This is a genomic window from Streptomyces sp. NPDC048349 (genome assembly GCF_040651925.1).
GTDB lineage: Bacteria > Actinomycetota > Actinomycetes > Streptomycetales > Streptomycetaceae > Streptomyces.
Genome location: NZ_JBEZLA010000025.1, coordinates 36,650 through 61,875, shown reverse-complemented (window position 1 = coordinate 61,875; position 25,226 = coordinate 36,650). Strand labels below are relative to the sequence as shown.

Here is a 25,226-nt window from a genome sequence, read left to right as displayed (position 1 = left end):
GCCGTCGGCCCCGGCCGGCCCCCGGTTCGTGGGGTCAGGCGGGGCGTGGGCCCGGACAGCGGCGGCCCGGACACCCGCCGGGCGCGGTACAGAGGCCGGAGGTGTGGAGCCGCGGGGCGAGGAGTGCGTTCGCGGTCATGGCTCGGAGCCTGACAGCGCACCCGCACCTGGTCAACCCCCGCCGAACACCCCCGGCGACACCCCGGCCGAAGCCCGCGGCGACCTCCGCACGCCCCCTGTGACCTGGGGCTTCGCCGGAACCGGCCGCAGCGCACCCACACTCCCCGGCGGCCGAAAACAGTGGCCGGATTTCATAGCCCTGCAACGCGGCCGCCACGCCGGACCCACGCCGGGAACTCCGGGCGCCCGCCGGCCGTACCTGCAACCGGAGCCGCCCGAGCCGCCGGGGCCGCCGGAACTGCCCGAACTGCCCGAGCCGCCGGAACTGCCGGAACTGCCCGAGCCACCCGAGCCACCGGAGCCGCCCGAGCCACCGGAGCCGCCGCAGCCGCCGCAGCCGCCGCAGCCGCCGGCCCGAGCCTCCCCCACCCCGGGGAGACCACGGCTCCCGCCGCGGCCCTTCTGTGGGATCTCTTCAATCCGGCGGCCCCGGCAGCAACCGCACCCGTCCCCCATGCGGATCCGGCCCCCCTTCCCGCAACGACCGCAACGGTGCTGCTCAGCCAGCTGTTCCATGATCCTCGCCGCTCAGATGAGAGGGCGAGATCACACTCGTCGGTATAGTGCCGCTTGAGTGTCCTCCCCTACATTCGAGGCCATGACGGTCCTGCCTGACGACGGGCTCTCCCTGGCCGCCGAGTTCCCTGACGCGACGCATGAGCAGTGGCAGCGCCTTGTAGAGGGCGTACTGCGCAAGTCGGGCAAGGAAGCCTCCGGCGAGGCCGCTGAAGAAGCGTTGTCCACACCACTCGAGGACGGGCTCACCACCCGTCCGCTGTACACCGCGCCCCCCGACGGGACGGCGTCCGACACCGGTTTCCCCGGATTCGCCCCCTTCGTACGGGGCGGCAGGCCGGAGGGCACCACCGCGAACGGCTGGGACGTACGCCAGCGCATGGTGGGCACCGATCCGGCGCGCCTGAACGAGGCGGTCCTCGCCGACCTCGAGAACGGGGTCACCTCCCTCTGGCTGACCGCGGGCCGCGGCGGCATCCCCGTCGACGGCCTCTCGCGCGCGCTGGAGGGGGTCTACCTGGACCTCGCCCCCGTCGCCCTGGACGCCGGTGCCGAATACGCCGACGCCGCCCGCGCGTTGCTCGCCCTGTACGCCGAGCGCGGCGTCTCCCCCGAGGCCGCCCGGGCCTCCCTCGGCGCCGACCCGCTGGGCCACGAGGCCCGGACCGGTGAGGCACTGGACCCGGCGGGCGCCGTGGAGCTGGCCCTGGAGGCCGCCGCCGGCTGGCCCGGGGTCCGCGCCCTGACCGTGGACGCCCTGCCGTACCACGAGGCCGGCGGGAGCGCCGCCGAGGAGCTGGCCCTGTCGCTGGCCACCGGTGTCGCGTACCTGCGCGCCCTCACCGGGGCCGGCCTGAGCACCGCAGACGCCCTGGGACAGCTGGAGTTCCGCTACGCGGCCACGGCCGACCAGTTCCTCACCATCGCCAAGCTCCGCGCCGCGCGCCGCCTGTGGTCCCGCGTCGCCGAGGCCTCGGGGGCCCCGGCGGCGGGCGCCCAGCTCCAGCACGCGGTGACCTCGCCGGTGATGATGACCCGCCGTGACCCGTGGGTGAACATGCTGCGCACCACCGTGGCGTGCATGGCCGCGGGCGTGGGCGGCGCCGACTCGGTCACCGTGCTCCCCTTCGACCACGAGCTGGGCCTGCCGGACGCCTTCGCGCGCCGGATCGCCCGCAACACCTCCACCATCCTGCTGGAGGAGTCGCACCTGGCCCGCGTGATCGACCCCGCGGGCGGCTCGTACTACGTCGAGCGGCTCACGGACGAACTCGCGCACGCGGCCTGGGCGTTCTTCCAGACCCTGGAGAAGGCCGGCGGCCAGGCCGCCGCCCTGCGCTCCGGTCTGGTCGCCGAGCGGCTCGCCGCCACCTGGGCCGCCCGCTCGAAGAAGCTGGCCAAGCGCCGCGAACCGATCACGGGTGTCAGCGAGTTCCCGCTGCTGTCGGAGAAGCCGGTCGTCCGCGAGAGCGCTCCCCCGGCGCCGGCCGGCGGTCTGCCGCGCGTCCGGCGCGACGAGGCGTACGAGGCCCTGCGCGCCCGCAGCGACGCGCACCTGGCCGCCACCGGCGCCCGGCCGAGGATCTTCCTCGCCGCGCTCGGCCCGGCGGCCGCGCACACCGGGCGGGCCACCTTCGCCTCGAACCTGTTCCAGGCGGGCGGTATCGAGCCGGTGCACGACCCGGTCTCCGTGGACGCGCAGACGGCCGCCGCGGCCTACGCCGCGAGCGGCGCGGACGGCATGGCCGTGCTCTGCTCCAGCGACGCGCTGTACGAGGAGCAGGCCGGGGCGGTGGCCGCCGCCCTGCGCGCGGCGGGCGCCACGACCGTGTTCCTCGCCGGCAAGCCGGGCACCGCAGAGGCTTCCGTGGACGAGTACGTCTTCGCCGGCTGTGACGCCGTCGCCGTGCTGTCCTCCGTACTCGACCGGATGGGAGTGCCCGCATGAGCATCCCCGATTTCTCCGAGCTGGCGCTCGGCCCCACCGCCGCCGCCGGGGTGTCCGAGGACCAGTGGCGCTCCGCGGTGAAGGAGTCCACCGGCACCGCGGCCGCGGACCTGCTGTGGGAGACCCCCGAGGGCATCGGCGTCAAGCCGCTGTACACGGGCCGGGACGTGGAGGGCCTGGACTTCCTCCGGACCTACCCGGGCGTGGCCCCGTACCTGCGCGGCCCGTACCCGACCATGTACGTCAACCAGCCCTGGACGATCCGCCAGTACGCCGGGTTCTCCACGGCCGAGGAGTCGAACGCCTTCTACCGGCGCAACCTGGCCGCCGGCCAGAAGGGCCTGTCGGTGGCCTTCGACCTGCCGACGCACCGCGGCTACGACAGCGACCACCCGCGCGTGACCGGTGACGTCGGCATGGCGGGCGTGGCGATCGACTCGATCTACGACATGCGGCAGCTGTTCGACGGGATCCCGCTGGACAAGATGTCGGTGTCGATGACGATGAACGGCGCGGTGCTGCCCGTTCTCGCGCTCTACATCGTGGCGGCGGAGGAGCAGGGCGTCTCCCCCGACAAGCTCGCCGGGACCATCCAGAACGACATCCTCAAAGAGTTCATGGTCCGCAACACCTACATCTACCCGCCCAAGCCCTCGATGCGGATCATCTCCGACATCTTCTCGTTCACCTCGCAGAAGATGCCGCGGTACAACTCGATCTCCATCTCCGGCTACCACATCCAGGAGGCCGGGGCCACGGCCGACCTGGAGCTCGCGTACACCCTCGCCGACGGCGTGGAGTACCTGCGCGCCGGCCAGGCGGTCGGGCTGAACGTGGACGCGTTCGCGCCGCGCCTGTCCTTCTTCTGGGCGATCGGCATGAACTTCTTCATGGAGGTCGCGAAGCTGCGCGCCGCCCGCCTGCTGTGGGCGCGCCTGGTCAAGCAGTTCGACCCGCAGAACGCCAAGTCGCTGTCGCTGCGCACCCATTCGCAGACCTCGGGCTGGTCGCTGACCGCGCAGGACGTGTTCAACAACGTGACGCGTACGTGCATCGAGGCGATGGCGGCGACGCAGGGCCACACCCAGTCGCTGCACACCAACGCCCTCGACGAGGCGCTCGCGCTGCCGACGGACTTCTCGGCGCGCATCGCCCGCAACACCCAGCTGCTGCTCCAGCAGGAGTCGGGGACCTGCCGGTCGATCGACCCGTGGGGCGGCAGCGCGTACGTCGAGAAGCTGACGTACGACCTGGCGCGGCGGGCCTGGCAGCACATCGAGGAGGTCGAGGCGGCCGGCGGCATGGCGCAGGCCATCGACGCGGGCATCCCGAAGCTGCGCGTGGAGGAGGCCGCGGCCCGCACGCAGGCCCGGATCGACTCGGGCCGCCAGCCGGTGGTCGGTGTCAACAAGTACCGCGTGGAGACCGACGAGGCGATCGACGTCCTGAAGGTCGACAACTCCTCGGTGCGCGCCCAGCAGATCGCCAAGCTGCGGCGGCTGCGCGAGGAGCGCGACGAGGCGGTCACGCAGGACGCGCTGCGTGCGCTGACGAACGCGGCGGAGCGGGGCGCGGGCCACGGCCTGGAGGGCAACCTCCTCGCCCTCGCGGTGGACGCGGCGCGCGCCAAGGCCACGGTGGGTGAGATCTCGGACGCACTCGAGAAGGTGTACGGGCGGCACGCGAGCCAGATCCGTACGATCTCGGGTGTGTACCGCACCGAAGCAGGCGAGTCCCCGTCCGTGGAGCGCACCCGTGCGCTCGTCGACCGGTTCGAGGAGGCGGAAGGCCGCCGTCCGCGCATCCTGGTCGCCAAGATGGGCCAGGACGGGCACGACCGCGGCCAGAAGGTGATCGCGACCGCCTTCGCCGACCTGGGCTTCGACGTGGACGTCGGCCCGCTGTTCCAGACCCCGGCGGAGGTGGCCCGCCAGGCCGTCGAGGCCGACGTCCACGTCGTGGGCGTCTCCTCCCTCGCGGCCGGCCACCTGACCCTCGTACCGGCGCTGCGCGAGCAGTTGGCGGAGGAGGGCCGCGAGGACATCATGATCGTGGTGGGCGGGGTCATCCCGCCGGCCGACGTGCCGACGCTCCTGGAGATGGGCGCGACGGCGGTGTTCCCGCCCGGAACGGTGATCCCCGACGCGGCGCACGACCTGGTGACGCGGCTGGCCGCGGACCTGGGCCACGAGCTGTAGGCGGCCGCCGGTGCCGAAGATCGACATCGAGGCGTACGCGAAGGGCGTGCTCGACGGGAAACGCGCGTTCATCGCGCGGGCCATCACCCTCGTCGAGTCCACCCTGCCCGCCCACCGGGCGCTGGCGCAGGCCCTGTTGACGGAGCTCCTCCCCCACGCGGGGAAGGCGCGCCGGATCGGGATCAGCGGGGTGCCCGGGGTCGGCAAGTCCACCTTCATCGACGCGTTCGGCACGATGCTCACCGGGCTGGGCCACCGGGTCGCCGTCCTGGCGGTGGACCCGTCCTCCAAGCGCACGGGCGGCTCCATCCTCGGCGACAAGACGCGGATGGAGCGCCTGTCGGTGGACCCGGCGGCGTTCGTGCGGCCCTCGCCCTCGGCGGGAACGCTGGGCGGGGTCGCCAAGGCCACCCGCGAGTCGATGATCGTCATGGAGGCGGCGGGCTACGACGTGGTCCTCGTCGAGACGGTCGGCGTCGGCCAGTCCGAGACCACGGTCGCGGGCATGGTCGACTCCTTCCTCCTGCTGTCCCTGGCCCGCACGGGCGACCAGCTCCAGGGCATCAAGAAGGGCGTCCTGGAACTGGCCGACGTCCTGGCGGTGAACAAGGCCGACGGCCCGCACGAACGCGACGCGAAGGCCGCCGCCCGCGAACTGTCGGGCGCACTGCGCCTGATGCACCCGGCGGACGCAGCCTGGACCCCGCCGGTGCTGACGTGCAGCGCACGGGAGTCGGCGGGCCTCGACGAGATCTGGAACCGCCTCGAGCAGCACCGCGTCCTGCTGGACGCGAACGGCCGCCTGACGGCGAAGCGGGCGGCCCAGCAGGTGGAGTGGACCTGGTCGATGGTCCGCGACGAACTGCTGGACCGCCTCCGCGCAGCCCCGTCCGTCCGCGCCCTGGCCCCCACCCTGGAGGCCTCGGTCCGCGCGGGCACGGTGACCCCGACCTCGGCGGCGGACCAGATCCTGGCGGCGTTCGGCGCCTGACATGCGCCGGCGGGGCCTCGAGCCCCGCCGGCGCTCGAAGGCCCGGGGCCCGGGGCGGAGCCCCGAAACCCCCCGGGCAGCACGCACACACCCAGCCCAGCCACATCCAGCCCGCCGGCGCTCGAGGCCCGGGGCCCGGGGCGGAGCCCCGAAGGCCGGCCCGGCCGCAGGGGGCTACGCCCCGACCAGCACCGCCCCCGGCGCCCCCAGAACCTCCCGCAGAACCCGGGTCTGCTCAGCCACGTCCTCGGACGCGAGCAACGCCGACAGCACGGCGATCCGCGCCTGCCCCGCCCGCAGCGTCCCCGTCGGCACCGCTCCCGCCGCCACCAGGTCCACCGCCCCACCGTGCGTGTAGATCTCGGTGACGGGCCCGGCCATCACCCGCGTGGTCAGCGCAACCAGCACCCCGCGCCCGACCGCGTCCTTCACCGCGTCCACGATCTCCGGCGTCGCATTGCCCGCGCCCGTCCCGACGAGGACGACACCCCGCGCCCCGGCCGCGACCGCGGCGTTCAGCAGCACCGCGTCCCCGTCCGCGTGGTGCACCACCACGTCCACGCGCGGCGGCAGCTCCGGCATGGCCGGCAGCGCGAGCGGCGCGGACCGCTGGGGCGTGCGCAGCATCGCGACCTTGCCGAAGCCGATCTTCCCGAGCAGTTCCTGCGAGGGGTCGGCGAACGCGTCCAGCGCCACGGCCTGCGTCTTCACCGTGCCCCGCGCGGCATGCACCCGCCCCGCAAAGGCGATCAGCACGCCCAGCCCCCGCGTGGTGGCGGCGGTGAGCAGCGCGTCGTACAGGTTCTCCGGTCCGTCCCCGTCCGCGGTGCCCATGGGCCGCTGCGAGCCGGTGAACACCACGGAGCGCGCGTCGTGGTGGTGCAGGTCGACGAGGAACGCCGACTCCTCCAGGGTGTCCGTGCCGTGGGTGACGACGATGCCGTCGACGCCGGGGTCGTCGAAGACCTCGTGCACGGTGCGCAGCAGGGTGAGCTGGTGGGCGGTGGTGAGCCGCGGGCTGTTCACGCTGAACAGGTCCACGACCTCGACGGTGATGCCCTCGGGCAGCGGCGCGGTGGCCATGACCTCACGGCCGTCGGCGTCCGCCGCGAACCCCGAGCCCTGCCAACGGCTGGCTATCGTCCCGCCGGTGCTGATGACGACGATCCGCCCCATGGCCGCGGCCACCTCTCCTCGCACGTATGTACTGAAACGGCAATGATAGAGAGATCTACGCGCAACGCGATTGCTTCTTCCGCCGCGGCTGCAACAATCACTACGCGATAATTGCGCAATGGACTCCATCGATCGCGATATCTTGCGCGAGCTCCAGGCAGACGGCCGCCTGAGCAACCAGGAACTCGCCCAGCGGGTCGGACTGACCCCCTCCCCTTGCATGCGCCGGGTCCGCCAGCTGGAGCAGGACGGCGTGATCCAGGGCTACCGCGCCGTGATCTCCCCCGAAGCGGTGGACCGCGGCTTCGAGGTGCTCGTCTCGGTGGAGGTCCGCCGCGACCGCGAGGCCGTCGAGGCCTTCGAGGCGGCCCTCCAGGACATCCCCGACGTCATCGAGGCCTACCGCCTCTTCGGCAGCCCCGGCTGCCTCCTGCGCATCGCCGTGGCAGACCTCCGCGCCTACGAACGCCTGTGGATCGAAAAGCTCACGGCCCTCTCCGGCGTCACCGAGGTCAACTCCCAGATCATCATGAAACGCATCAAGGAACCGACGGGCCTCCCGGTCGCCCGCTGAAACCACTGCGCCCGGGGCCGGGGTGGCGCCGGTGGCCGTCAGCGGCCGGCGGCGAGCTCGCCGCTCAGCCTGCCGTGGAGATGCGCGCTGGGGGCGTTGAGGCCGGTGATCTCGACGGTCCTGCCGCGCTGGGCGTACTTGTACGCGATGGCGTCCAGGGCGGCGACGGAGGAAGCGTCCCAGACGTGGGCCCCGGACAGGTCGATGACGACCCTCTGGGGGTCGCTCGCGTACTGGAACCGGCCGACGAGGTCGTTGGCGGAGGCGAAGAACAGCTCTCCGGTGACCCGGTAGACGACGGTGGTTCCGTCGGGGTCGACCACTGCGGTGACGTCGGTGAGGTGGGCGACGCGCTTGGCGAAGACGACCATGGCCGTGACCGAGCCGACGACGACGCCGATGGCGAGGTTGTGCGTGGCGACGACGCAGGCGACGGTGATCACCATGACGGCGATCTCGCCGGCGGGCATCCGCGCGAGGGTCCTGGGGGCGATGGAGTGCCAGTCGAAGGTCGCGAACGACACCATGACCATCACCGCGACCAGGGCCGCCATGGGGATGTCGGAGACGACCGGACCGAAGACGATGCACAGCACCATCAGGAACGCTCCCGCGAGGAAGGTGGACAGGCGGGTGCGCGCGCCGGAGACCTTCACGTTGATCATCGTCTGGCCGATCATGGCGCAGCCGCCCATACCGCCGAAGAAGCCGGTCACGAGGTTGGCGATGCCCTGGCCGATGGACTCGCGGGTCTTGTTCGACCGGGTGTCGGTGATGTCGTCGACGAGCTTCGCGGTCATCAGCGACTCCATCAGGCCCACGAGCGCCATGGCGAACGCGTACGGGGCGATGGTCGTCAGCGTGTCCAGCGTGAACGGCACGTCGGGCAGGCCCGGCACGGGCAGGGAAGAGGGCAGTGGGCCCTTGTCTCCGACGGTCGGCACCGCGATGCCGGCGGCCACGGTGACGACGGTCAGGATCGCGATGGAGACGAGCGGCGCGGGAACCACGGTGGTGATCTTCGGGAAGAACACCATCAGCGCCAGCCCGGCGACGACCATCGGATACACCGGCCAGGGCACGTCCCGCAGCTCCGGGACCTGGGCCAGGAAGACCAGGAGGGCCAGGGAGTTGACGAAGCCGATCATTACCGATCGCGGGATGAACCGCAGCAGCCTGGCCACCCCGAGCGCGCCCAGGACGATCTGGAAGACGCCGGCGAGGATGACGGCGGCAACGAGGTAGCCGAAGCCGTGCTCCCGGTTCAGCGGGGCGATGACCAGGGCCACCGCGCCGGTGGCGGCGGAGATCATCGCCCGCCGGCCGCCGACGACCGCGATGGTCACGGCCATGGTGAACGAGGCGAACAGGCCGATGGCGGGGTCGACGCCGGCGATGATCGAGAACGAGATCGCCTCGGGGATCAACGCGAGGCCCACGACCAGGCCCGCGAGGACCTCGGTGCGCCAGACCTTCGGGTCGCCGATCCAGTCGGGCTTCAGGCCGTGCAGGCGCGCGACCGGGGACAGAGCTGTGGCAGCGGAAGACAAGGGAGGGGGAGCCTGTCGTGCTCGGGCACACCCCTGCGGCAGACCGGGGCGTACGGGAGGACGCGGCAGCCGGGCCGGCACCGCGCGGGGCGGCTCCGACAGGTGCGGAGCCGGACATCGGGAGGGGAGCGGAGAGGAGCCGGCGCGGCAGCGCGGCCGGGCTCATCTCCGGCGGCGAAGCGTCACGGCGGGCAGGCGGCGACGCCGGGCGTCATGGGCTCGCGCACGCGCATCTCCTGCAAGCATCGGATCTTCGCCGGGGCCGGGGGCGCCATCGGCCCCGACACGACGAAGGCGAGCGCGCGGAACGCCACCCTCGCCACCGGAAACTCTACCCTCAGCTGCGCAGACCAGCTGCGCTGAGCCTGCCGGCTCGGAGGGGGCGAGCTGCGCCGCGCCGAAGGAGACGTCGAAGCGGTCGCACCGGCCGGAGACGCTGGGGGGTGTAGTCCGGGAGCTGCACGTCGCACAGCGGGCCCGATGGTTCAGCTGACGGCCGAGGTGGGGAGTTCGGGGGTCACGGGTGTCGCGCCGCCCGCCGTCGGCAGGGTGAGGACCATGGTGAGGCCGCCGCCGGGGGTGTCCTCGGCTGTCAGGGTGCCGCCGATGGCCTCGGTGAAGCCGCGGGCGACGGCGAGGCCCAGCCCGACGCCGGCGCCGCGCGGGGCGTCGCCGTGGCGCTGGAAGGGCTCGAAGATGCGGTCCTTGGCCCCGTCGGGGACGCCCGAGCCCCGGTCGACGATCCTCAGCTCGACCCGGTGGTGCAGGACGCTGGCGGTGACCACGACGGGCTGCCCGTCCGGGCTGTACTTGACGGCGTTCTCGACGATGTTGGCGACCGCGCGTTCCAGGAGTCCGCGGTCGACGGCGACCATGGGCAGTGTCTCGGGGATGTCGAGTTCCACGCTGTCCTCGGGTACGCCCCTCAGGGCCATCGGAACGACTTCGTCGAGGTCGGTCTCCCGGATCAGGGGGACGACGGTGCCGGTGTTGAGCCGGGACATGTCCAAGAGGTTCCCGATGAGGTGGGCGAGCCGGTCGGCTCCTTCCTCGATCCCTTCGAGGAGTTCGGCCCGGTCCTCCTCGGTCCATTCGACGTCGTCGGAGCGCAGTGAGGAGACGGATGCCTTGATGCCGGCGAGCGGGGTGCGCAGGTCGTGGCTGACGGCGGCGAGCAGGGCGGTGCGGATGCGGTTGCCCTCGGCCAGCCGGCGGGCCTCCTCGGCCTGGCTGAGGAGACGCTGGCGGTCGAGGACGACCGCGGCCTGGGCGGCGAAGGCGCCGAGGACCCGCCGGTCTTCGGCGGGCAGGACCCGGCCGGAGAGGGCCAGGGCCATGTTCTCCCCGATCGGCATGTCCACGTCGGCGTCCTCGGGGCGGCCGAGGGGGTCGGCTCCGGCAGCGCCCGCACAGACCCAGGGGTCGACCTCGCTCGTGCGCTCCAGCAGGGCCACCGATTCCATGCCGAAGGTCTCGCGCAGCCGTTCCAGGAGGGCTTCGAGGGAGTCCTCGCCGCGCAGGACGCTGCCGGCGAGGAAGGAGAGGGTTTCGGATTCGGCGCGCAGGCGCGCGGCCTGGTGGGTGCGCCGGGCGGCGAGGTCGACCACGGAGGCGACGGAGACGGCCACGCCGACGAAGATGACGATGGCGACGATGTTGCGCGGGTCGGAGATCGTCAGCTGGTGCAGGGGTGGCGTGAAGAAGTAGTTCAGCAGCAGGGAGCCGACGGCCACGGACGCGAGGGCCGGGAGCAGGCCGCCGAGCAGCGCGGCCGCGACCGTGAGGGTCAGGAACAGCAGCATGTCGTTGGCGAGGCCGATCTCGGGAACGACCTGGCTGAGCAGGAGCGTCAGGAGCGCCGGGCCCACGACTCCGGTGATCCAGCCCCGGATGATGCGCCCGCGTCCGAGCCGCGCCCCGCGGGCCATGGGCAGGCCGCGGCCCTTGGCGGCGGCGTCGTGGGTGACCAGGTGGACGTCGAGGTCGGGACCGGACTCGCGGGCCACGCTGGCGCTCACGCCCGGCCCGAAGAGGTACTGCCAGGGTTTGCGGCGGCTGACGCCGAGCACGATCTGGGTGGCGTTGACCCCCCGTGCGAACTCCAGGAGGGCGTCGGAGACGTCGTCGCCGATGACGTGGTGGAAGGTGCCGCCGAGGTCTTCGACGAGGGTGCGCTGGACGGCGAGTTCGTTGGGCGAGGCGGAGGTCAGTCCGTCGCTGGCGGCGATGTAGACCGCCAGGACCTCTCCGCCGGCGCCCTTCTCGGCCAGCCGGGCGGCCCGCCGGATGAGCGTCCGGCCCTCAGGGCCGCCGGTGAGACCGACGACGATGCGTTCGCGGGCCTGCCAGGTGGTGCGGATGTTGTGCTCGCCCCGGTATTCCTGGAGGTACTCGTCGACGCGGTCGGCGACCCACAGCAGGGCCAGCTCGCGCAGCGCGGTGAGGTTGCCGGGGCGGAAGTAGTTGGAGAGGGCCGCGTCGACCTTGTCGGGCTTGTATATGTTGCCGTGGGCCATGCGCCGGCGCAGGGCCTGCGGGGACATGTCGACCAGCTCGATCTGGTCGGCCCGCCGGACGATCTCGTCGGGCACGGTCTCGCGCTGCCGAACCCCGGTGATCGTCTCCACGACGTCACCCAGGGACTCCAGGTGTTGGATGTTGACGGTGGAGACCACGTCGATGCCCGCCTGGAGCAGCTCCTCCACGTCCTGCCAGCGCTTGGCGTTCCGGGAGCCCGGCACGTTGGTGTGCGCCAGCTCGTCCACCAGGGCCACGGCGGGCCGGCGGGCGAGGACCGCGTCCACGTCCATCTCCGTGAACATTGCCCCCCGGTGCTCCAGCTCGCGGCGCTCGATCGTCTCCAGCCCGTGCAGCATCACCTCGGTACGCGGCCGGTTGTGGTGCTCGACGAAGCCGACGACGCAGTCGGTGCCGCGTTCGATCCGGCGGTGCGCTTCGGAAAGCATCGCGTACGTCTTGCCGACGCCCGGCGCCGCGCCGAGGTAGATGCGGAGCTTGCCGCGTCCCATGAGTCCGACTCGTTTCATGTGCGTGCGGTGCCTGAGGTGCATGAGGTGCGTGAGGCGCCTGAGGCACTGCGGACCAGACGATCAGGTCCCCTTGTCCGGCGGTCCGTGAGGTATGGACCATTAAAGACCGGTCAGAGCCTTGAGCGCGATGTTGAGCTCGAGGACGTTGACGCGAGGTTCGCCCAGGAAGCCGAGGGTGCGGCCCTCGGTGTGGTCCTTGACGAGCTTCTCGACCTGCTGGACGTCGAGCTCGTTCCGGTCGGCGACGCGGTGCACCTGGAGCTGGGCGTAGGCCGGGGAGATGTGCGGGTCCAGGCCGGAGCCGGAGGAGGTGACGGCATCTGCCGGCACGTCCTCCGGCCTGACCTTGTAGGTGCCCGTGGAGTTGTCCGCAACGACTGCGTCCTTGGCGGCGACGACCTGTGCGCAGAGGGTGCCCTCTTCGGCGTCCTTGGTGCACGTGCCGCCCACCGCGCCGTTGTCGGCGGACCGGTTGGTGGCGCCGGACAGGATCAGCGAGTACTGGGTGTTCACGCTGTTGCTGCCCAGACCGTTCGACGGCCGCGGCTGGAACCATTTCAGGTCCGGCTCGGCGGCCTCCTCGGCATCGCCCGGGTCCTTCTTGGGCAGGTTGTAGGTCTGTCCGACGAGGGACGAGCCGACGACCTTGCCGCTCGCGTCCTTGATCTCGGAGCCGTTGGCCTTGTCGTGGAAGAGGGCCTGGGCGACGCCGGTGACGGCGAGCGGGTAGAGCACGCCGCAGACGACCGTGAGGACGAGCAGGGCCCGCAGGCCGGCGACGAGCAGCCGTGCTGCGCTGGATACGGAAGTGTTCATTGCGGTCACCCGATGCCAGGGATGAGGGAGATGAGCAGGTCGATGATCTTGATGCCGATGAACGGGGCGATCAGTCCGCCCAGGCCGTAGAGGCCGAGATTGCGGCGGAGCATCTTGTCGGCGCTGGTCGGCCGGTACCGGACGCCCTTCAGGGCGAGCGGTACGAGGGCGATGATGATCAGCGCGTTGAAGACGACGGCGGACAGGATCGCGGACTCCGGGGACGCCAGGCCCATGATGTTGAGCTTGTCCAGGCCCGGGTAGGCGACCGCGAACATGGCCGGGATGATCGCGAAGTACTTCGCGACGTCGTTGGCGATGGAGAAGGTGGTCAGCGCGCCCCGGGTGATCAGGAGCTGCTTGCCGATCTCGACGATCTCGATGAGCTTGGTGGGGTTGGAGTCCAGGTCCACCATGTTCCCGGCCTCCTTGGCGGCCGAGGTGCCGGTGTTCATCGCCACGCCGACGTCCGCCTGCGCGAGCGCCGGGGCGTCGTTGGTGCCGTCGCCGGTCATCGCCACGAGCTTGCCGCCGGCCTGCTCCCGCTTGATGAGGGCCATCTTGTCCTCGGGGGTGGCCTCGGCGAGGAAGTCGTCGACGCCCGCTTCTTCCGCGATGGCCTTGGCGGTCAGCGGGTTGTCGCCGGTGATCATGACCGTCTTGATGCCCATGCGGCGCAGCTCCTCGAACCGCTCCCGCATGCCCTCCTTGACCACGTCCTTCAGGTGGATGACCCCCAGGATCCGGGCGCCCTCCGCGTCCTCGACGGCCACGAGCAGCGGGGTGCCGCCGGCCTCGGAGATGGTGTCGGCAAGGGAGCCCGCCTCATCCGAGACCAGCCCGCCTTGCTCCTTCACCCAGGCTGTGACCGAGCCGGCCGCGCCCTTGCGGATCTTCTTCCCGTCCACGTCGACACCCGACATGCGGGTCTGGGCGGTGAAGGCCACCCACGCGGCGTGGGCGAGCTCGCCCTGGTGGCGCTCGCGCAGGCCGTACTTCTCCTTGGCGAGGACCACGATGGAGCGGCCCTCGGGGGTCTCGTCGGCCAGCGAGGACAACTGCGCGGCGTCGGCGACCTCCGCCTGCGTGGTGCCCTCGACCGGCACGAACTCGGCGGCCTGCCGGTTGCCCAGGGTGATGGTGCCGGTCTTGTCGAGCAGCAGGGTGGAGACGTCACCGGCCGCCTCGACGGCCCGGCCCGACATGGCGAGCACATTGCGCTGCACGAGCCGGTCCATGCCCGCGATGCCGATGGCGGAGAGCAGGGCACCGATCGTGGTGGGGATCAGGCAGACCAGCAGCGCGGTCAGCACGATCATCGAGGTCTGTTCGTCGGCCCCTGCATAGATGGCGAACGGCTTCAGCGTCACGACCGCGAGCAGGAAGACGATGGTCAGGGACGCGAGCAGGATGTTGAGGGCGATCTCGTTGGGCGTCTTCTGGCGGGCCGCGCCCTCCACCAGGTTGATCATCCGGTCGATGAAGGTCTCACCGGGCTTGGTCGTGATCTTTATGACGATGCGGTCGGAGAGCACCTTCGTACCGCCGGTGACGGCCGAGCGGTCGCCGCCGGACTCGCGGATGACGGGTGCGGATTCGCCGGTGATCGCCGACTCGTCGACCGAGGCGACGCCCTCGACGACGTCACCGTCGCCGGGGATGATGTCGCCGGCCTCGCAGACCACCAGGTCGCCGATCCGCAGCTCGGTACCGGGGACCTGCTCCTCGCCGGGGCCGTCCTTCGTCAGGCGGCGGGCGACGGAGTCGGTCTTGGCCTTGCGCAGGGTGTCGGCCTGTGCCTTGCCGCGGCCCTCGGCGACGGCCTCCGCGAGGTTGGCGAAGACCGTGGTCAGCCACAGCCAGACCGTGATCGCCCAGCCGAACCAGTCCGTCGGATCCTTGATCGCCAGCGCTGTGGTGACGACCGAGCCGATCAGGACCACGAACATGACCGGCGACTTGACCATCACGCGCGGGTCGAGCTTGCGGATCGCGTCCGGGAAGGACTTCAGCAGCTGTCTGGGATCGAAGAGTCCACCACCGACTCGTCCGGTGGGCTTGTGACCCGTGGGCGTGTCATGGTGCGGCGCCCGGGTGGGAGTGATGGTGCTCATGAGGCGAGCCCTTCAGCAAGCGGACCCAGCGCGAGCGCGGGGAAGTAGGTCAGACCGGTGACGATGAGGATCGTGCCGACGAGCAGGCCGGCGTAGAGCGGCTTGTCGGTGCGCAGGGTTCCCGCCGTCTCGGGAACGGGCTTCTGCTCGGCGAGCGAGCCGGCCAGGGCCAGGACGAACACCATGGGCAGGAACCGGCCCAGCAGCATCGCGATGCCGATGGTCGAGTTGAACCACTGGGTGTCGGCGTTCAGGCCGGCGAAGGCCGAGCCGTTGTTGTTGGCGCCCGAGGTGTAGGCGTAGAGGATCTCGGAAAACCCGTGCGCGCCGGAGTTCGTCATCGAGTGGGCAGGGGTGTCCAGCGCCATCGCCGCGGCGGTGAAGCCGAGTACCAGAGCGGGCGTGACGAGGATGTAGCAGGCCGCGAACTTGATCTCCCGGGTGCCGATCTTCTTGCCCAGGTACTCCGGGGTGCGGCCGACCATCAGGCCGGCGATGAACACCGCAATGATCGCCATGATCAGCATGCCGTACAGGCCGGAGCCGACACCGCCTGGCGCGATCTCCCCCAGCTGCATGCCCAGCAGCTGGATCCCGCCGCCGAAGCCGGTGTACGAGGAGTGGAAGGAGTTGACCGCACCGGTCGAGGTCAGCGTGGTGGCGACCGAGAAGATCGCCGAGGCGCCGATCCCGAACCGGGTCTCCTTGCCCTCCATCGCACCACCGGCGACCTCGAAGGCCGGGCCCTTGCCGGCGAACTCGGTCCACATCATCAGAGCGGTGAAGCCGATCCAGATGACCGCCATGGCGGCGAGGATCGCGTAGCCCTGCTTGACGCTGCCGACCATCGTGCCGAAGGCCCGGGTCAGGGAAAACGGGATCACCAGGATCAGGAAGACCTCGAAGAGGTTGGAGAACGGGTTGGGGTTTTCGAAGGGGTGGGCGGAATTGGCGTTGAAGTAGCCGCCGCCGTTGGTGCCCAGCTCCTTGATGACCTCCTGCGAGGCCACCGCGCCGCCGTTCCACTGCTGCGAGCCGCCCATGAACTGCCCGACCCCGTGGATTCCGGCGAAGTTCTGGATCGCGCCGGAGGCGACCAGGATGATCGCGCCGACCACCGAGACGGGCAGCAGGATCCGGACCACACCCCGGACCAGGTCGGCCCAGAAGTTGCCCAGCTCGCCGCTACGCACGGGGGTCCCCCCTGCTCGAGCGGAGCCGAGAGCTCGGGGGCGGGCGAAGCCCCGTACGAGGGCCACCGCGACGGCCATGCCGACGGCCGCGGAGACGAAGTTCTGCACGGCCAGGCCGCCGGTCTGCAGGACGTGGCCCATGGCCTGCTCGCCGTAGTACGACTGCCAGTTCGTGTTCGCCACGAAGGAGGCGGCGGTGTTGAACGCCTGGTCCGGGTCGATCGAGGCGAAGCCGAGCGAGCCCGGCAGGCTGCCCTGCAGGCGCTGCAGGCCGTAGAGGAAGAGGACGCTCACTGCGGAGAAGGCCAACACCCCACGCAGGTAGGCGGACCAGCGCATCTCGGCAGTCGGGTTCGCGCCGATGGCCTTGTAGATCCACTTCTCCGGCGCGTAGTGCTTCTCGGAGGAGTAGACCCGCGCCGTGTAGTCACCCAGCGGGCGGTACACGAGGGCCAGGGCGCCGATCAGGGCGAGCAGTTGGAGCACGCCGGCGGTTTGGGGACTCATCTGCTCAGAACCTCTCCGGCTTGACGAGGGCGAGGACGAGGTACCCCAGCAGGGCGACGGCGACCACGAGGCCGACGATGTTCTCGACGGTCACAGCTTCGCCACCCTTCGGGCGATGAATGCCACCAGCGCGAAGACCGCGACCGTGGTGACGACGAAGGCCAGATCGGCCATCGTGAGCTCCTGGGATGAAGTGATGAAATGGATTCGGCCGTCTGGCCGAGGAACATCTCATCCCCTCCGCTGCCCCGCGTTGAGCGACCTTGACGAGGTCCATACGGGCACCGGGAAACCCTTGACGGAACTCTGACGCCGGAGCCCGCCGTGCGGGGCCGCGCCGGCCCGCGGCCAGGACGGCAGCCACCCTGCGGGCCTGCTCACGGCGTACGCCAGCATCGGGGCTGCCGGTCACGTGCAGCGGCCGCACCCGGCACGGCAGCCGCACGCGTCTGCCGTCCGCCGTCCGCCGTCCGCCGTCCGGGGGCCATGTCACGCGTCTGGCACCGGGGACTCGGCGACGCTGCAGGTGGGTTCCTGCCCGTTCCCGCCGCCGGGGGTGGTCTCGGCCGTACCCGGCAGGATGACTCAGCCGCCGACGTGGATGCCGGGGCGGCGGTCGGGGTCGGGTTCGTGGCTGCGGATGATCTCGCGGGTGACGGGGGCGGTGTCGCCGCGGCCGAGGAGGAAGTAGCGGAACATGTGGAGCAGCGGGCTGCCTTCGGCCCAGGCGAAGTAGCAGTGCGGCTTGACCCCGGTGGTGTCGCGCAGGGCGAGAAGGATGGCCGCGATGGCGTTCGGGGCGGCCGGGGCCTCGGCGCGCAGGACGCGGTGGGTACCGACTTGGACGCCCTGGACGGTGAGGGTGTCGCTGAAGTCGGAGGGGTCGACCACGTCGATTTCCAGGAAGAGCACGTCGGCGCGGCCGGGGACGGGGTTGGTGCCGCGCTGCTCGTGCTCCTTGGCCGCGTACTCGGCTTCGTCGCCGGCTTGGCGCCGGTTGGCGATGATGTTGATGGCGTTGTCGTGGGCCAGGGTGTCGGCGAGGAAGCGGCGGGCGTCGGCGTCGAAGACGATGCGGTCGGCGCGCAGTTCGGTGGTGCGGGAGACGCGTGAGACCAGCGAGACGATGATGATGCCCAGGATGAACATGCCGGAGATGGTGATGCCGTCGGGCTTGTCGACGATGTTGGCGATCAGGGCGTAGAAGAGGATGGCAGTGAGGACGGCGAAGCCCACGGCGGCGGCGCGCCGGCGGCGGCGGGCGACGGAGACGGTGACGGCGAACGCGCCGGAGACCATCATGGCCAGGATGCCGGTCGCGTAGGCGCCGGCCTGCTTGTCGACGTCGGCGTCGAAGGCGATGGTGATGACGATGCACACGGCGGTGTAGACGATCACGACCGGGCGGACCGCGCGGCCCCATTCCGGTGCCATGCCGTAGCCGGGCAGATAGCGGGGCACGATGTTGACCAGCCCGGCCATCGCTGAGGCACCGGCGAACCACAGGATGAGGATGGTGCTGATGTCGTAGACGGTGCCGAACGCCTCCCCGACGTGCTCGTGGGCCAGCCAGGCCAGCGCCCTGCCGTTGGCCGCGCCTCCCGGCTCGAACTGCTCGTGGGGGATGAGGACGGTGGTCACGAAGCTCGCGGCCAGCAGGTACACGCTCATGATGAGCGCCGCGGCGGTGAGCAGTCGGCGGGTGTTGCGGATACGGGAGCGCAGCCGCTGTTCGGCGTCCGTGCCCTCCGCGGCCACCAGCGGCATCATGCTCACCCCGGTCTCGAACCCGGACAGGCCCAGGACCAGCAGCGGGAAGGCGAGCAGGGCCGGCCCTACGAGGTCGCCGAAGCCGCCTCCGCCTTCGGCGAGGGCGTCGGTCCAGGCCGAAACGGCCTCCGGGGTGCTGAACACGTCGGTCAGGGCGACGACGATGACGACGGCGTTGAGCGCGAGGAACACGGCCACCAGGGGGATGGCCACCTTGACGGCTTCGCTGAACCCGAGGAGGAACACCCCGCCGAGGACCAGCAGCAGCGCTACGGTCAGGGCGACCTCGTGGCCGTGCAGGGCCGCGGGAAAGAAGGGGTTCTCCACCACGTGGACGGAGGCGTCCGCGGTGGACAGCGTAATGGTGATGATCCACGAGGTGGCGACGAAACCGAGCAGGACCAGCACGAACAGCTTGCCCCGCCAGAACGGCAGCAGGTCCTCCAGCATCGCCACGGACCCGGCCCCGTGCGGGCTCTCCTTCGCGACACGCCGGTACATCGGCAGCATGCCCAGCAGGGTCAGCGCCACGATCAGCAGGGTCGCCAAGGGTGAGACGGCACCGGCGGCCAACGCTGCGATCGCCGGAACGTAGGCCAGGCTGGAGAAGTAGTCGACGCCGGTCAGGCACATCACCTTCCACCAGGCATGCGGCTCGACGTGTCCCTCACCCGCCGCGGGTCCGACCGGCTGCACCTGGTGGTGCAGCAGCCACCGCGCGAAAGGGCCACTGGGCTCGGCCCGTAGGGCGGGGCTCTCCACGACCTCCGGGACGAGCGGTTCGTCGGCTTCCTCCATGTCCCCCACCTGCCTTCCCGTCATCAACGCAGCTCACCGACCGGATCCGGCGATACGACACGATCACTGAGTATGCGTCCTGAGCCGAGCCGGTCGGCGCACGACGGCACCCGTTCGCGGGCAGCGTCTGGTACGTCGTAGCCGCCCTCGCGGTGATGTGGGCGCTGATGCTCCTGCTACCCAAGCGGACCCACACCGACTGACGGGCGACGGGCGACGGGCGACGGTGCCTCGGTACCGTCGCCCCACCCGCCGCCGCGCTCGGACTCCGCCGGCCGACTACGCCCGCAGTCCGCGGGCAGGGCTCCCCGGCGCTGCCGTGACGGCTATCGTGCGTCCGGGCTCACGCGGTGCCGTCGGCCTTGGTTCATTTGTCATGCGTCGACGGAACCACGCCATGTGCGGTGCGGATCAGTGGAAGGATTGCGAGGGTGACGGCAAGAACCAGTGACATCGAAAAGGCAGCCGGTGTGCTGCGCGCCGGAGGCCTGGTGGCCTTCCCGACCGAAACCGTCTACGGCCTGGGCGCCAACGCCGAGGATCCCGCGGCGGTCGCACGCATCTTCCAGGTCAAGGGACGTCCGCCCTCCCACCCCCTGATCGTTCACATCGGCGGCGCGGAGCAGCTGGGCGATTGGGTCGAGGACGTGCCCGCGACCGCGCGCCTGTTGGCCGAACGCTTCTGGCCCGGGCCGCTGACGCTGGTCCTGCGGCGCGGGCGCCGGGTGCCCCTCGAAGCGACGGGCGGTCTGGAGACGGTGGCCGTACGCGTGCCCGACCATCCTGTCGCACGCGCACTGCTGTCGGCCTTCGGCGGTGGCGTCACGGCCCCGTCCGCCAACCGCTTCGGCTCGGTCAGCCCCACCACGGCGGACCACGTCCGTGCCGAGCTCGGTGACGCCGTCGACTTCGTCCTGGACGGCGGCCCCTGCGAGGTCGGCGTCGAGTCGACCATCGTCGACGTCACGGGTGAGATCCCGAGCGTCCTGCGGCCCGGCGGGGTGACGCGCGAGGACCTCGAAGCGGTGCTGGGGTATCCGCTTGCGGTCCCTTCGACGAGCCGGGTCCGGGTGCCGGGCCAGCACCCGTCGCACTACGCGCCGCGGGCGCGGGTCGTCCTCGTCGAGCCCGAGAAGGTCGTCGCCGAAGCGGAGCTCGCGCAGGAGCTGGGGCACCGGGTCGGCGTCTTCCTCCCTGCCTCCTTCGCCGACGCTCCGGTGAAGGCGCACGCCGTGGTGGCGGTCCCCGGTTCGCTGGCAGCCTACGCCCGCGGGCTGTACGGGTTCCTGCGCGAACTCGACGAGCGGGGGTGCGACCTCATCGTCGCGTCCCTGCCGGTGGAGGAGGGGCTGGGACTCGCGATCGCCAACCGGCTGCGTCGCGCCGCCGGGCCCCGGCCTTCCTCCACCGGTAACGCCCCTCGTCAGTGATCACGATTCCCCACCCGTGGTCCCCGCGCATCCGCTGTAGGGGCGGCCCGGTCGGCACGGAGTACGGGACAGGGACCGTGACCGGCTCCGTGTGCCGTGCACGGCGTGACGCGGCTGTGCAACGGCCGGCGGAGCTCCCGTCACGACGCGGAGTCGACGGTGACCTCGAGGCCGCGGGTGGTCACGAGGTGGGCGCTGCCGTCGGCCAGCCGGTAGGAGAGGCCCACCACGGCGGTCTGTCCGGCCTTCACCTGGTCGGCCAGCACCCGGGAGCGGTCCAGCAGCAGGTCGACGGTGTGCCGTACGTGCTCGGCTATGACGTCGCTGTCCTCGGTCAGCCCGACGGCACGGGCGGCCAGCACGCTGGGGGTGACCCGCTCGATGACGTCCCGTACGTACCCGGGCGCGGCTACCCCGTCCTCTACGGCGGCGCGGGTGGCCGCGACCGCGCCGCATGAGTCGTGGCCGAGGACGACCACCAGGGGGCAGTTCAGCACGCTTGCCCCGTACTCGATGCTGCCCAGCACCTCCGGCCCGGTCACGTGGCCTGCGGTACGGACGACGAACAGGTCGCCGAGCCCCTGGTCGAAGATGATCTCGGCGGCCAGACGCGAGTCCGAGCAGCCGAAGAGCACTGCGAAGGGGTTCTGGGCCGGTGCGATTTCGGAGCGGCGTGCGGCGTCCTGGTTGGGGTGTTCCGGTGCTCCTGAGACGAATCGCTGGTTGCCGGCCAGCAGCATCTCGAAGGCTTGCGCGGGAGTCGGCATCGAGGTGTCAGTCATGGTCGCAGACTACGACGAGGCCCAGGTCACCGCGCCAGGAGGGGTGAGCCCCGCCGCAGCCCGCCGACAGTCCCGGACGACGGCTGAGGGCGGCCTCGGCCCGGACCCTCCCCGCGCGGCGGAGAGCGGCCCGGCTCAAGGGCAGCAGCGGTCGGCTCGGTGGTGGAGACGGCTGGGGTTGCCGGGTCCATTCGGGCGACATCGCCCCGCCCGTGCCGCAAAAAGCGCTGCCCCAGGGTAGGGAAACCTGGGCGTTTGTTCCGTAACCCGTCTACCCGGAGGGTATCCATGGACGCGATCGTGCTTCTGCGTGACGACCACAAGACCGTCGAGAAGCTCTTCAAGCAATTCGAGAAGACCGGGGACGAGGACACGGACGAACGCCGGAGGATCGCCGACCAGGTCGTCGAGGAGCTGACCGTCCACGCCTGGATCGAGGAGCAGATCTTCTACCCCGCCGCCCGCGAGGCCGCGCCGGACACCACCGACCACATTCTGGAGAGCATCGAGGAGCACCACGCGGTCGTGTGGATGCTGTCCGAGCTGAAGGGCATGGACGCGGCCGACGAACGGTTCAAGGCGAAGATGAGCGTCCTGATGGAGAACGTCCGCCACCACGTCGAGGAAGAAGAGAAGGAATGGTTCCCCGACGTCCGCAAGGCCATGGGACGCAACCGGCTCACCGAACTCGGTGAGCGGCTGGAAGCCGAGAAGCCCAGAGCGCCTCGGGACCCGCTGGCCACTCCCAGCGCCGGCAGCCGATGACACCGGGAGCCGGCTCCCGTCGCGCGGCGCCAAGGGCGGCCGGTGCCGTGGCCCTGGCGGGAATGCTCGCGGTGTTCCTCACGGGTTGCGGGGCGTCCGGGGCGCGCGTGGACGGTGCCCGGGATGCCGGCCGCGCCTTCGAGCAGGCACTCGCCTCCCGGCACTACGGGGCAGCGTGCGACCTGCTGGCTCCTGAGACCCGCGCCCAGCTGGAGGAGGACGAGAAGCAGGAGTGCGCCAAGGCGCTGGAGGGGCAGGAGCTGCCGGTGTCGGGAGCGGTGAACGGGGCCGAGGTCTACGGGCGTCAGGCCCTGGTCCGCGCCGACGGCGAGACGCTGTTCCTGTCGCTGTTCACCGGCGGATGGCGGGTGGTCGCGGCAGGCTGCACACCGCAGGAGGACAAGCCCTACCAATGCGTCGTGAAGGGCGGATGAGCATGCGCGGACTCTTCGTTGCCTGCCTGATCGTGATCGTGGGCGGGCTCGGCTACTTCATCGCGATCGGAGCGATGCAGCGATGAGCGGAAGCCGACAAGGGAGCCGGGAGCACGGGAACTTCTGGCGGGACAACAGCCTCACCCTCGCCTTCGGCACCGGGTTCCTGCTGGTCCTGCTCGGGCAGGCGTTGGCCGGGTACGCCGACTTCAACGGTCAGCTCGCCGACGACGGCCTCCAGCGGATCAGCCTGGGCGAGTACATGACGTCCTCGGACTTCGCCGTGGACGTCACCGAGAACTGGCAGTCGGAGTTCCTGCAGTTCTTCCTGTTCATCTTCGGCACCGTCTGGCTCGTCCAGCGGGGCTCACCGGAATCCAAGGAGCTCCACAAGATCGGTTCCGAGTCCGACCGGGAGCAGCGCGTGGGCGACCACGCCACGGAGGACTCGCCGCGCTGGGCCAGCACGAAGGACTGGCGGCAACTGGTCTACTCACGCTCGCTGGGCCTGGTCATGGGCGGTGTGTTCGTCCTGTCTTGGCTGGCCCAGTCCATCACGGGCGTGGCCGCCTACGACGAGCAGCAGCTACGGCAGCTCCAGGACCCCCTCGGCTGGGGCGCCTACCTGGCCTCGCCGGACTTCTGGAACAGGACACTGCAGAACTGGCAGTCGGAACTCCTGGCCGTGGCCGCCATGGTCATCCTGTCCGTGTACCTGCGCCAGCGGGGATCACCGGAGTCCAAGCCGGTCGGCGCCGCCCACACCGCCACCGGCGTCGAAGGCTGAGGCCATGACCGACCGTCGTGGTCGACCATCCCGGTTCCCGCGCCGAGAACGCTGTTTGCCCGGCGGCACCAGCCCGCCAGGCCGCCCGGGGACCAGGGCGAGGCCGTCGCCACTTCCACCGTGGTGTGCGGTACGGACGCTGCGCGTGCGCCTGCGGCAGATCCGCTACGGCTTCTGACCAGCCGGGGGCCCGCCGGTCGGCAGTTCGTCGAGGAAGTGGGCCAGCGCGCGGGCCCCGAGGCAGAGCGCCTGGATCTCGACCCGTTCGTCGGGGCCGTGCCAGCGGTCCCCCGGGAGTCCCGTGCCGAAGAAGAGCACGGGCGCGTCGCAGGCGCGGGCGAGTTGAGCGCCGGGAGCGGCTCCGCCGTTGCCGATGTGCCGGGCCGGGGCTCCGTAGGCGTGGCTGACGGCTCGGGTCAGGGCCGCGAGCGCGGGGTGGTCGGGGGGCGTCCGGTAGGGGTCCGAGATGGTGGACGAGACCTCCAGGTCGTAGGCGAAACCCGGCCGCTGGTGCCCGGCCAGCCAGGCGCGCAATTGGTCGGCGACCTGGTCGGCCCGCTGCTCGGGCACGAGTCGGAACAGCAGATCGGCACTGGCTTCCGCCGGAATGAGGCCGAGTGCGGGTGCGTCGGTACGGCCGGCCGTCAAACGTGCGACCTCGGCGGAGGGGCGGGTCCACAGGCGTTCGGGAACCGTGAACCCCGCCTCGCCGGGGGCGTCGAAGGTACCGGTTTCGACCTGCCAGTCCGTCAGATCGAAGGGCAGCGTCTCCACGTCCACGCGAAGGCGCGGGCCGGGTGCGGCCACTGCGTCGTAGAAGCCGGGCAGGGTGACGCGGCCCGACTCGTCGCTCAGCCGGTCCACCAGGCGGCACAGTTCGACCGCCGCGTTGGCGGCGGCGCCTGAGACGGCGCCGCTGTGGAGGTCGCGTTCGGCTCCGCGGACGGTGAGGGAGGCGGTGACCGACCCGCGCACCGTGGCGCAGACGGTGGGCTCGTCCAGGGACCAGAGCATCGAATCGGACACCATCACGACATCGGCGTCCAGATCACCCGCGTGCTCCGACAGCAGGTCCGCCAGGTGGACCGAGCCGACTTCCTCTTCGCCTTCGATCAGGTACTTCAGCGTCACGGCCGGTGCGGTGCGCTGCGCGACATGCGTGCGCAAGGCCCACAGGTGGCTCATGATCTGCCCCTTGGCGTCCGACGTCCCGCGGCCGTGCAGCCGGCCCTCCCGCAGGAGCGGCGAGAAGGGCTCCGTGACCTGCCATTCGGAAGGATCGACGGCATGCACGTCGTGGTGGCTGTAGACCAGCAGGGCCGGTGCGCCGGGATCAGCCGCCGGCCAACAGGCGTAGACGGCAGGGAGGCCTTCCGTCTCCCAGACCTCCGCACGCGGGAAGCCGGTGCGGCGCAGTGCCTCCACGAGCCAACCTGCGGACCGCCGTACGTCGTCGGCCCGGTCCGGGTCAGAGGAGACGGACGCGATGCGCACCCAGTCCGCCAGCTCGTCCAGGGCGTCCTGTCCGAGCGCCGCGTCGGGTGCGGTGGTGATCCTTGGGAGGCTCATGTGCGGTGGCCGTCGCGGATGTGCTGGTTGCGGCCGCCTCCGGCACGTTCATCGCCTGTGCGCCGGACTTCAGCAGTC

Annotated in this window: 18 protein-coding genes; 8 read left to right on the top strand and 10 right to left on the bottom strand. The window is 71.2% G+C overall.

Going from position 1 to position 25,226, the window contains the following annotated elements; translation table 11 throughout:
• Positions 1 to 778: 778 nt before the first annotated feature.
• The 3 genes from AB0D44_RS16215 to meaB are packed head-to-tail and all read left to right on the top strand — an operon-like array spanning position 779 to position 5,833.
• On the top strand, positions 779 to 2,644 hold the full coding sequence (locus AB0D44_RS16215) for a methylmalonyl-CoA mutase family protein (protein ID WP_362590486.1): 1,866 nt from the start codon (positions 779 to 781) through the stop codon (positions 2,642 to 2,644).
• A complete protein-coding gene (gene scpA / locus AB0D44_RS16210; RefSeq protein ID WP_362590484.1) occupies positions 2,641 to 4,842 on the top strand; it encodes a methylmalonyl-CoA mutase in 2,202 nt (733 codons plus the stop codon). The genes AB0D44_RS16215 and scpA overlap by 4 nt, the downstream gene beginning before the upstream one ends.
• A gap of 10 nt (positions 4,843 to 4,852) precedes the next feature.
• The gene (gene meaB / locus AB0D44_RS16205; protein WP_362590481.1) at positions 4,853 to 5,833 is read left to right on the top strand and encodes a methylmalonyl Co-A mutase-associated GTPase MeaB; all 981 of its coding nucleotides are present in this window, start codon (positions 4,853 to 4,855) and stop codon (positions 5,831 to 5,833) included.
• A gap of 174 nt (positions 5,834 to 6,007) precedes the next feature.
• On the opposite strand, the gene AB0D44_RS16200 is transcribed toward meaB, so the two are convergent.
• On the bottom strand, positions 6,008 to 7,009 hold the full coding sequence (locus tag AB0D44_RS16200) for an asparaginase (protein ID WP_362590559.1): 1,002 nt from the start codon (positions 7,007 to 7,009) through the stop codon (positions 6,008 to 6,010).
• Between the two features lie 118 nt (positions 7,010 to 7,127).
• On the opposite strand from AB0D44_RS16200, the gene AB0D44_RS16195 reads away from it, so the two are divergent.
• A complete protein-coding gene (locus tag AB0D44_RS16195; protein ID WP_362590478.1) occupies positions 7,128 to 7,583 on the top strand; it encodes an Lrp/AsnC family transcriptional regulator in 456 nt (151 codons plus the stop codon).
• A gap of 38 nt (positions 7,584 to 7,621) precedes the next feature.
• On the opposite strand, the gene AB0D44_RS16190 is transcribed toward AB0D44_RS16195, so the two are convergent.
• The 7 genes from AB0D44_RS16190 to AB0D44_RS16160 all read right to left on the bottom strand — a co-directional run bounded on the left by AB0D44_RS16190 (position 7,622) and on the right by AB0D44_RS16160 (position 19,381).
• Positions 7,622 to 9,112, bottom strand: coding sequence for a SulP family inorganic anion transporter (locus AB0D44_RS16190; protein ID WP_362590556.1), 1,491 nt, complete (start codon positions 9,110 to 9,112; stop codon positions 7,622 to 7,624).
• Positions 9,113 to 9,618: 506 nt separating this feature from the next.
• Positions 9,619 to 12,162, bottom strand: a complete 2,544-nt coding sequence (locus AB0D44_RS16185) for a sensor histidine kinase KdpD (protein ID WP_362590475.1) — start codon at positions 12,160 to 12,162, stop codon at positions 9,619 to 9,621.
• Positions 12,163 to 12,282: 120 nt separating this feature from the next.
• The gene (locus tag AB0D44_RS16180; protein ID WP_362590472.1) at positions 12,283 to 12,999 is read right to left on the bottom strand and encodes a potassium-transporting ATPase subunit C; all 717 of its coding nucleotides are present in this window, start codon (positions 12,997 to 12,999) and stop codon (positions 12,283 to 12,285) included.
• A 5-nt stretch (positions 13,000 to 13,004) separates the two neighbouring features.
• On the bottom strand, positions 13,005 to 15,113 hold the full coding sequence (gene kdpB / locus AB0D44_RS16175) for a potassium-transporting ATPase subunit KdpB (protein WP_362590469.1): 2,109 nt from the start codon (positions 15,111 to 15,113) through the stop codon (positions 13,005 to 13,007).
• A complete protein-coding gene (gene kdpA / locus AB0D44_RS16170) occupies positions 15,110 to 16,813 on the bottom strand; it encodes a potassium-transporting ATPase subunit KdpA (RefSeq protein ID WP_362590466.1) in 1,704 nt (567 codons plus the stop codon). The genes kdpB and kdpA overlap by 4 nt, the downstream gene beginning before the upstream one ends.
• 4 nt (positions 16,814 to 16,817) lie before the next feature.
• The gene (gene kdpF, locus AB0D44_RS16165) at positions 16,818 to 16,907 is read right to left on the bottom strand and encodes a K(+)-transporting ATPase subunit F (protein ID WP_360623224.1); all 90 of its coding nucleotides are present in this window, start codon (positions 16,905 to 16,907) and stop codon (positions 16,818 to 16,820) included.
• 491 nt (positions 16,908 to 17,398) lie between these two features.
• Complete coding sequence (locus AB0D44_RS16160; protein ID WP_362590461.1) at positions 17,399 to 19,381, bottom strand: amino acid transporter; 1,983 nt, start codon at positions 19,379 to 19,381, stop codon at positions 17,399 to 17,401.
• Positions 19,382 to 19,812: 431 nt separating this feature from the next.
• Here AB0D44_RS16160 and AB0D44_RS16155 point away from each other — a divergent pair, with 431 nt between their 5' ends.
• Complete coding sequence (locus AB0D44_RS16155) at positions 19,813 to 20,811, top strand: L-threonylcarbamoyladenylate synthase (protein WP_362590458.1); 999 nt, start codon at positions 19,813 to 19,815, stop codon at positions 20,809 to 20,811.
• A gap of 140 nt (positions 20,812 to 20,951) precedes the next feature.
• Here AB0D44_RS16155 and AB0D44_RS16150 read toward each other — a convergent pair whose 3' ends face one another.
• Complete coding sequence (locus AB0D44_RS16150; RefSeq protein ID WP_362590456.1) at positions 20,952 to 21,593, bottom strand: carbonic anhydrase; 642 nt, start codon at positions 21,591 to 21,593, stop codon at positions 20,952 to 20,954.
• Positions 21,594 to 21,881: 288 nt separating this feature from the next.
• On the opposite strand from AB0D44_RS16150, the gene AB0D44_RS16145 reads away from it, so the two are divergent.
• From AB0D44_RS16145 to AB0D44_RS16135, 3 genes are all read left to right on the top strand, one after another.
• A complete protein-coding gene (locus AB0D44_RS16145; RefSeq protein ID WP_362590454.1) occupies positions 21,882 to 22,358 on the top strand; it encodes a hemerythrin domain-containing protein in 477 nt (158 codons plus the stop codon).
• Positions 22,359 to 22,405: 47 nt separating this feature from the next.
• Positions 22,406 to 22,792: a hypothetical protein gene (locus tag AB0D44_RS16140; protein WP_362590451.1), complete on the top strand. Its 387-nt coding sequence runs from the start codon at positions 22,406 to 22,408 to the stop codon at positions 22,790 to 22,792.
• A gap of 82 nt (positions 22,793 to 22,874) precedes the next feature.
• Positions 22,875 to 23,579: a DUF6766 family protein gene (locus AB0D44_RS16135; RefSeq protein ID WP_362590448.1), complete on the top strand. Its 705-nt coding sequence runs from the start codon at positions 22,875 to 22,877 to the stop codon at positions 23,577 to 23,579.
• 165 nt (positions 23,580 to 23,744) lie between these two features.
• Here AB0D44_RS16135 and AB0D44_RS16130 read toward each other — a convergent pair whose 3' ends face one another.
• Positions 23,745 to 25,148, bottom strand: coding sequence for a M20/M25/M40 family metallo-hydrolase (locus AB0D44_RS16130; protein WP_362590445.1), 1,404 nt, complete (start codon positions 25,146 to 25,148; stop codon positions 23,745 to 23,747).
• Positions 25,149 to 25,226 lie beyond the last annotated feature (78 nt).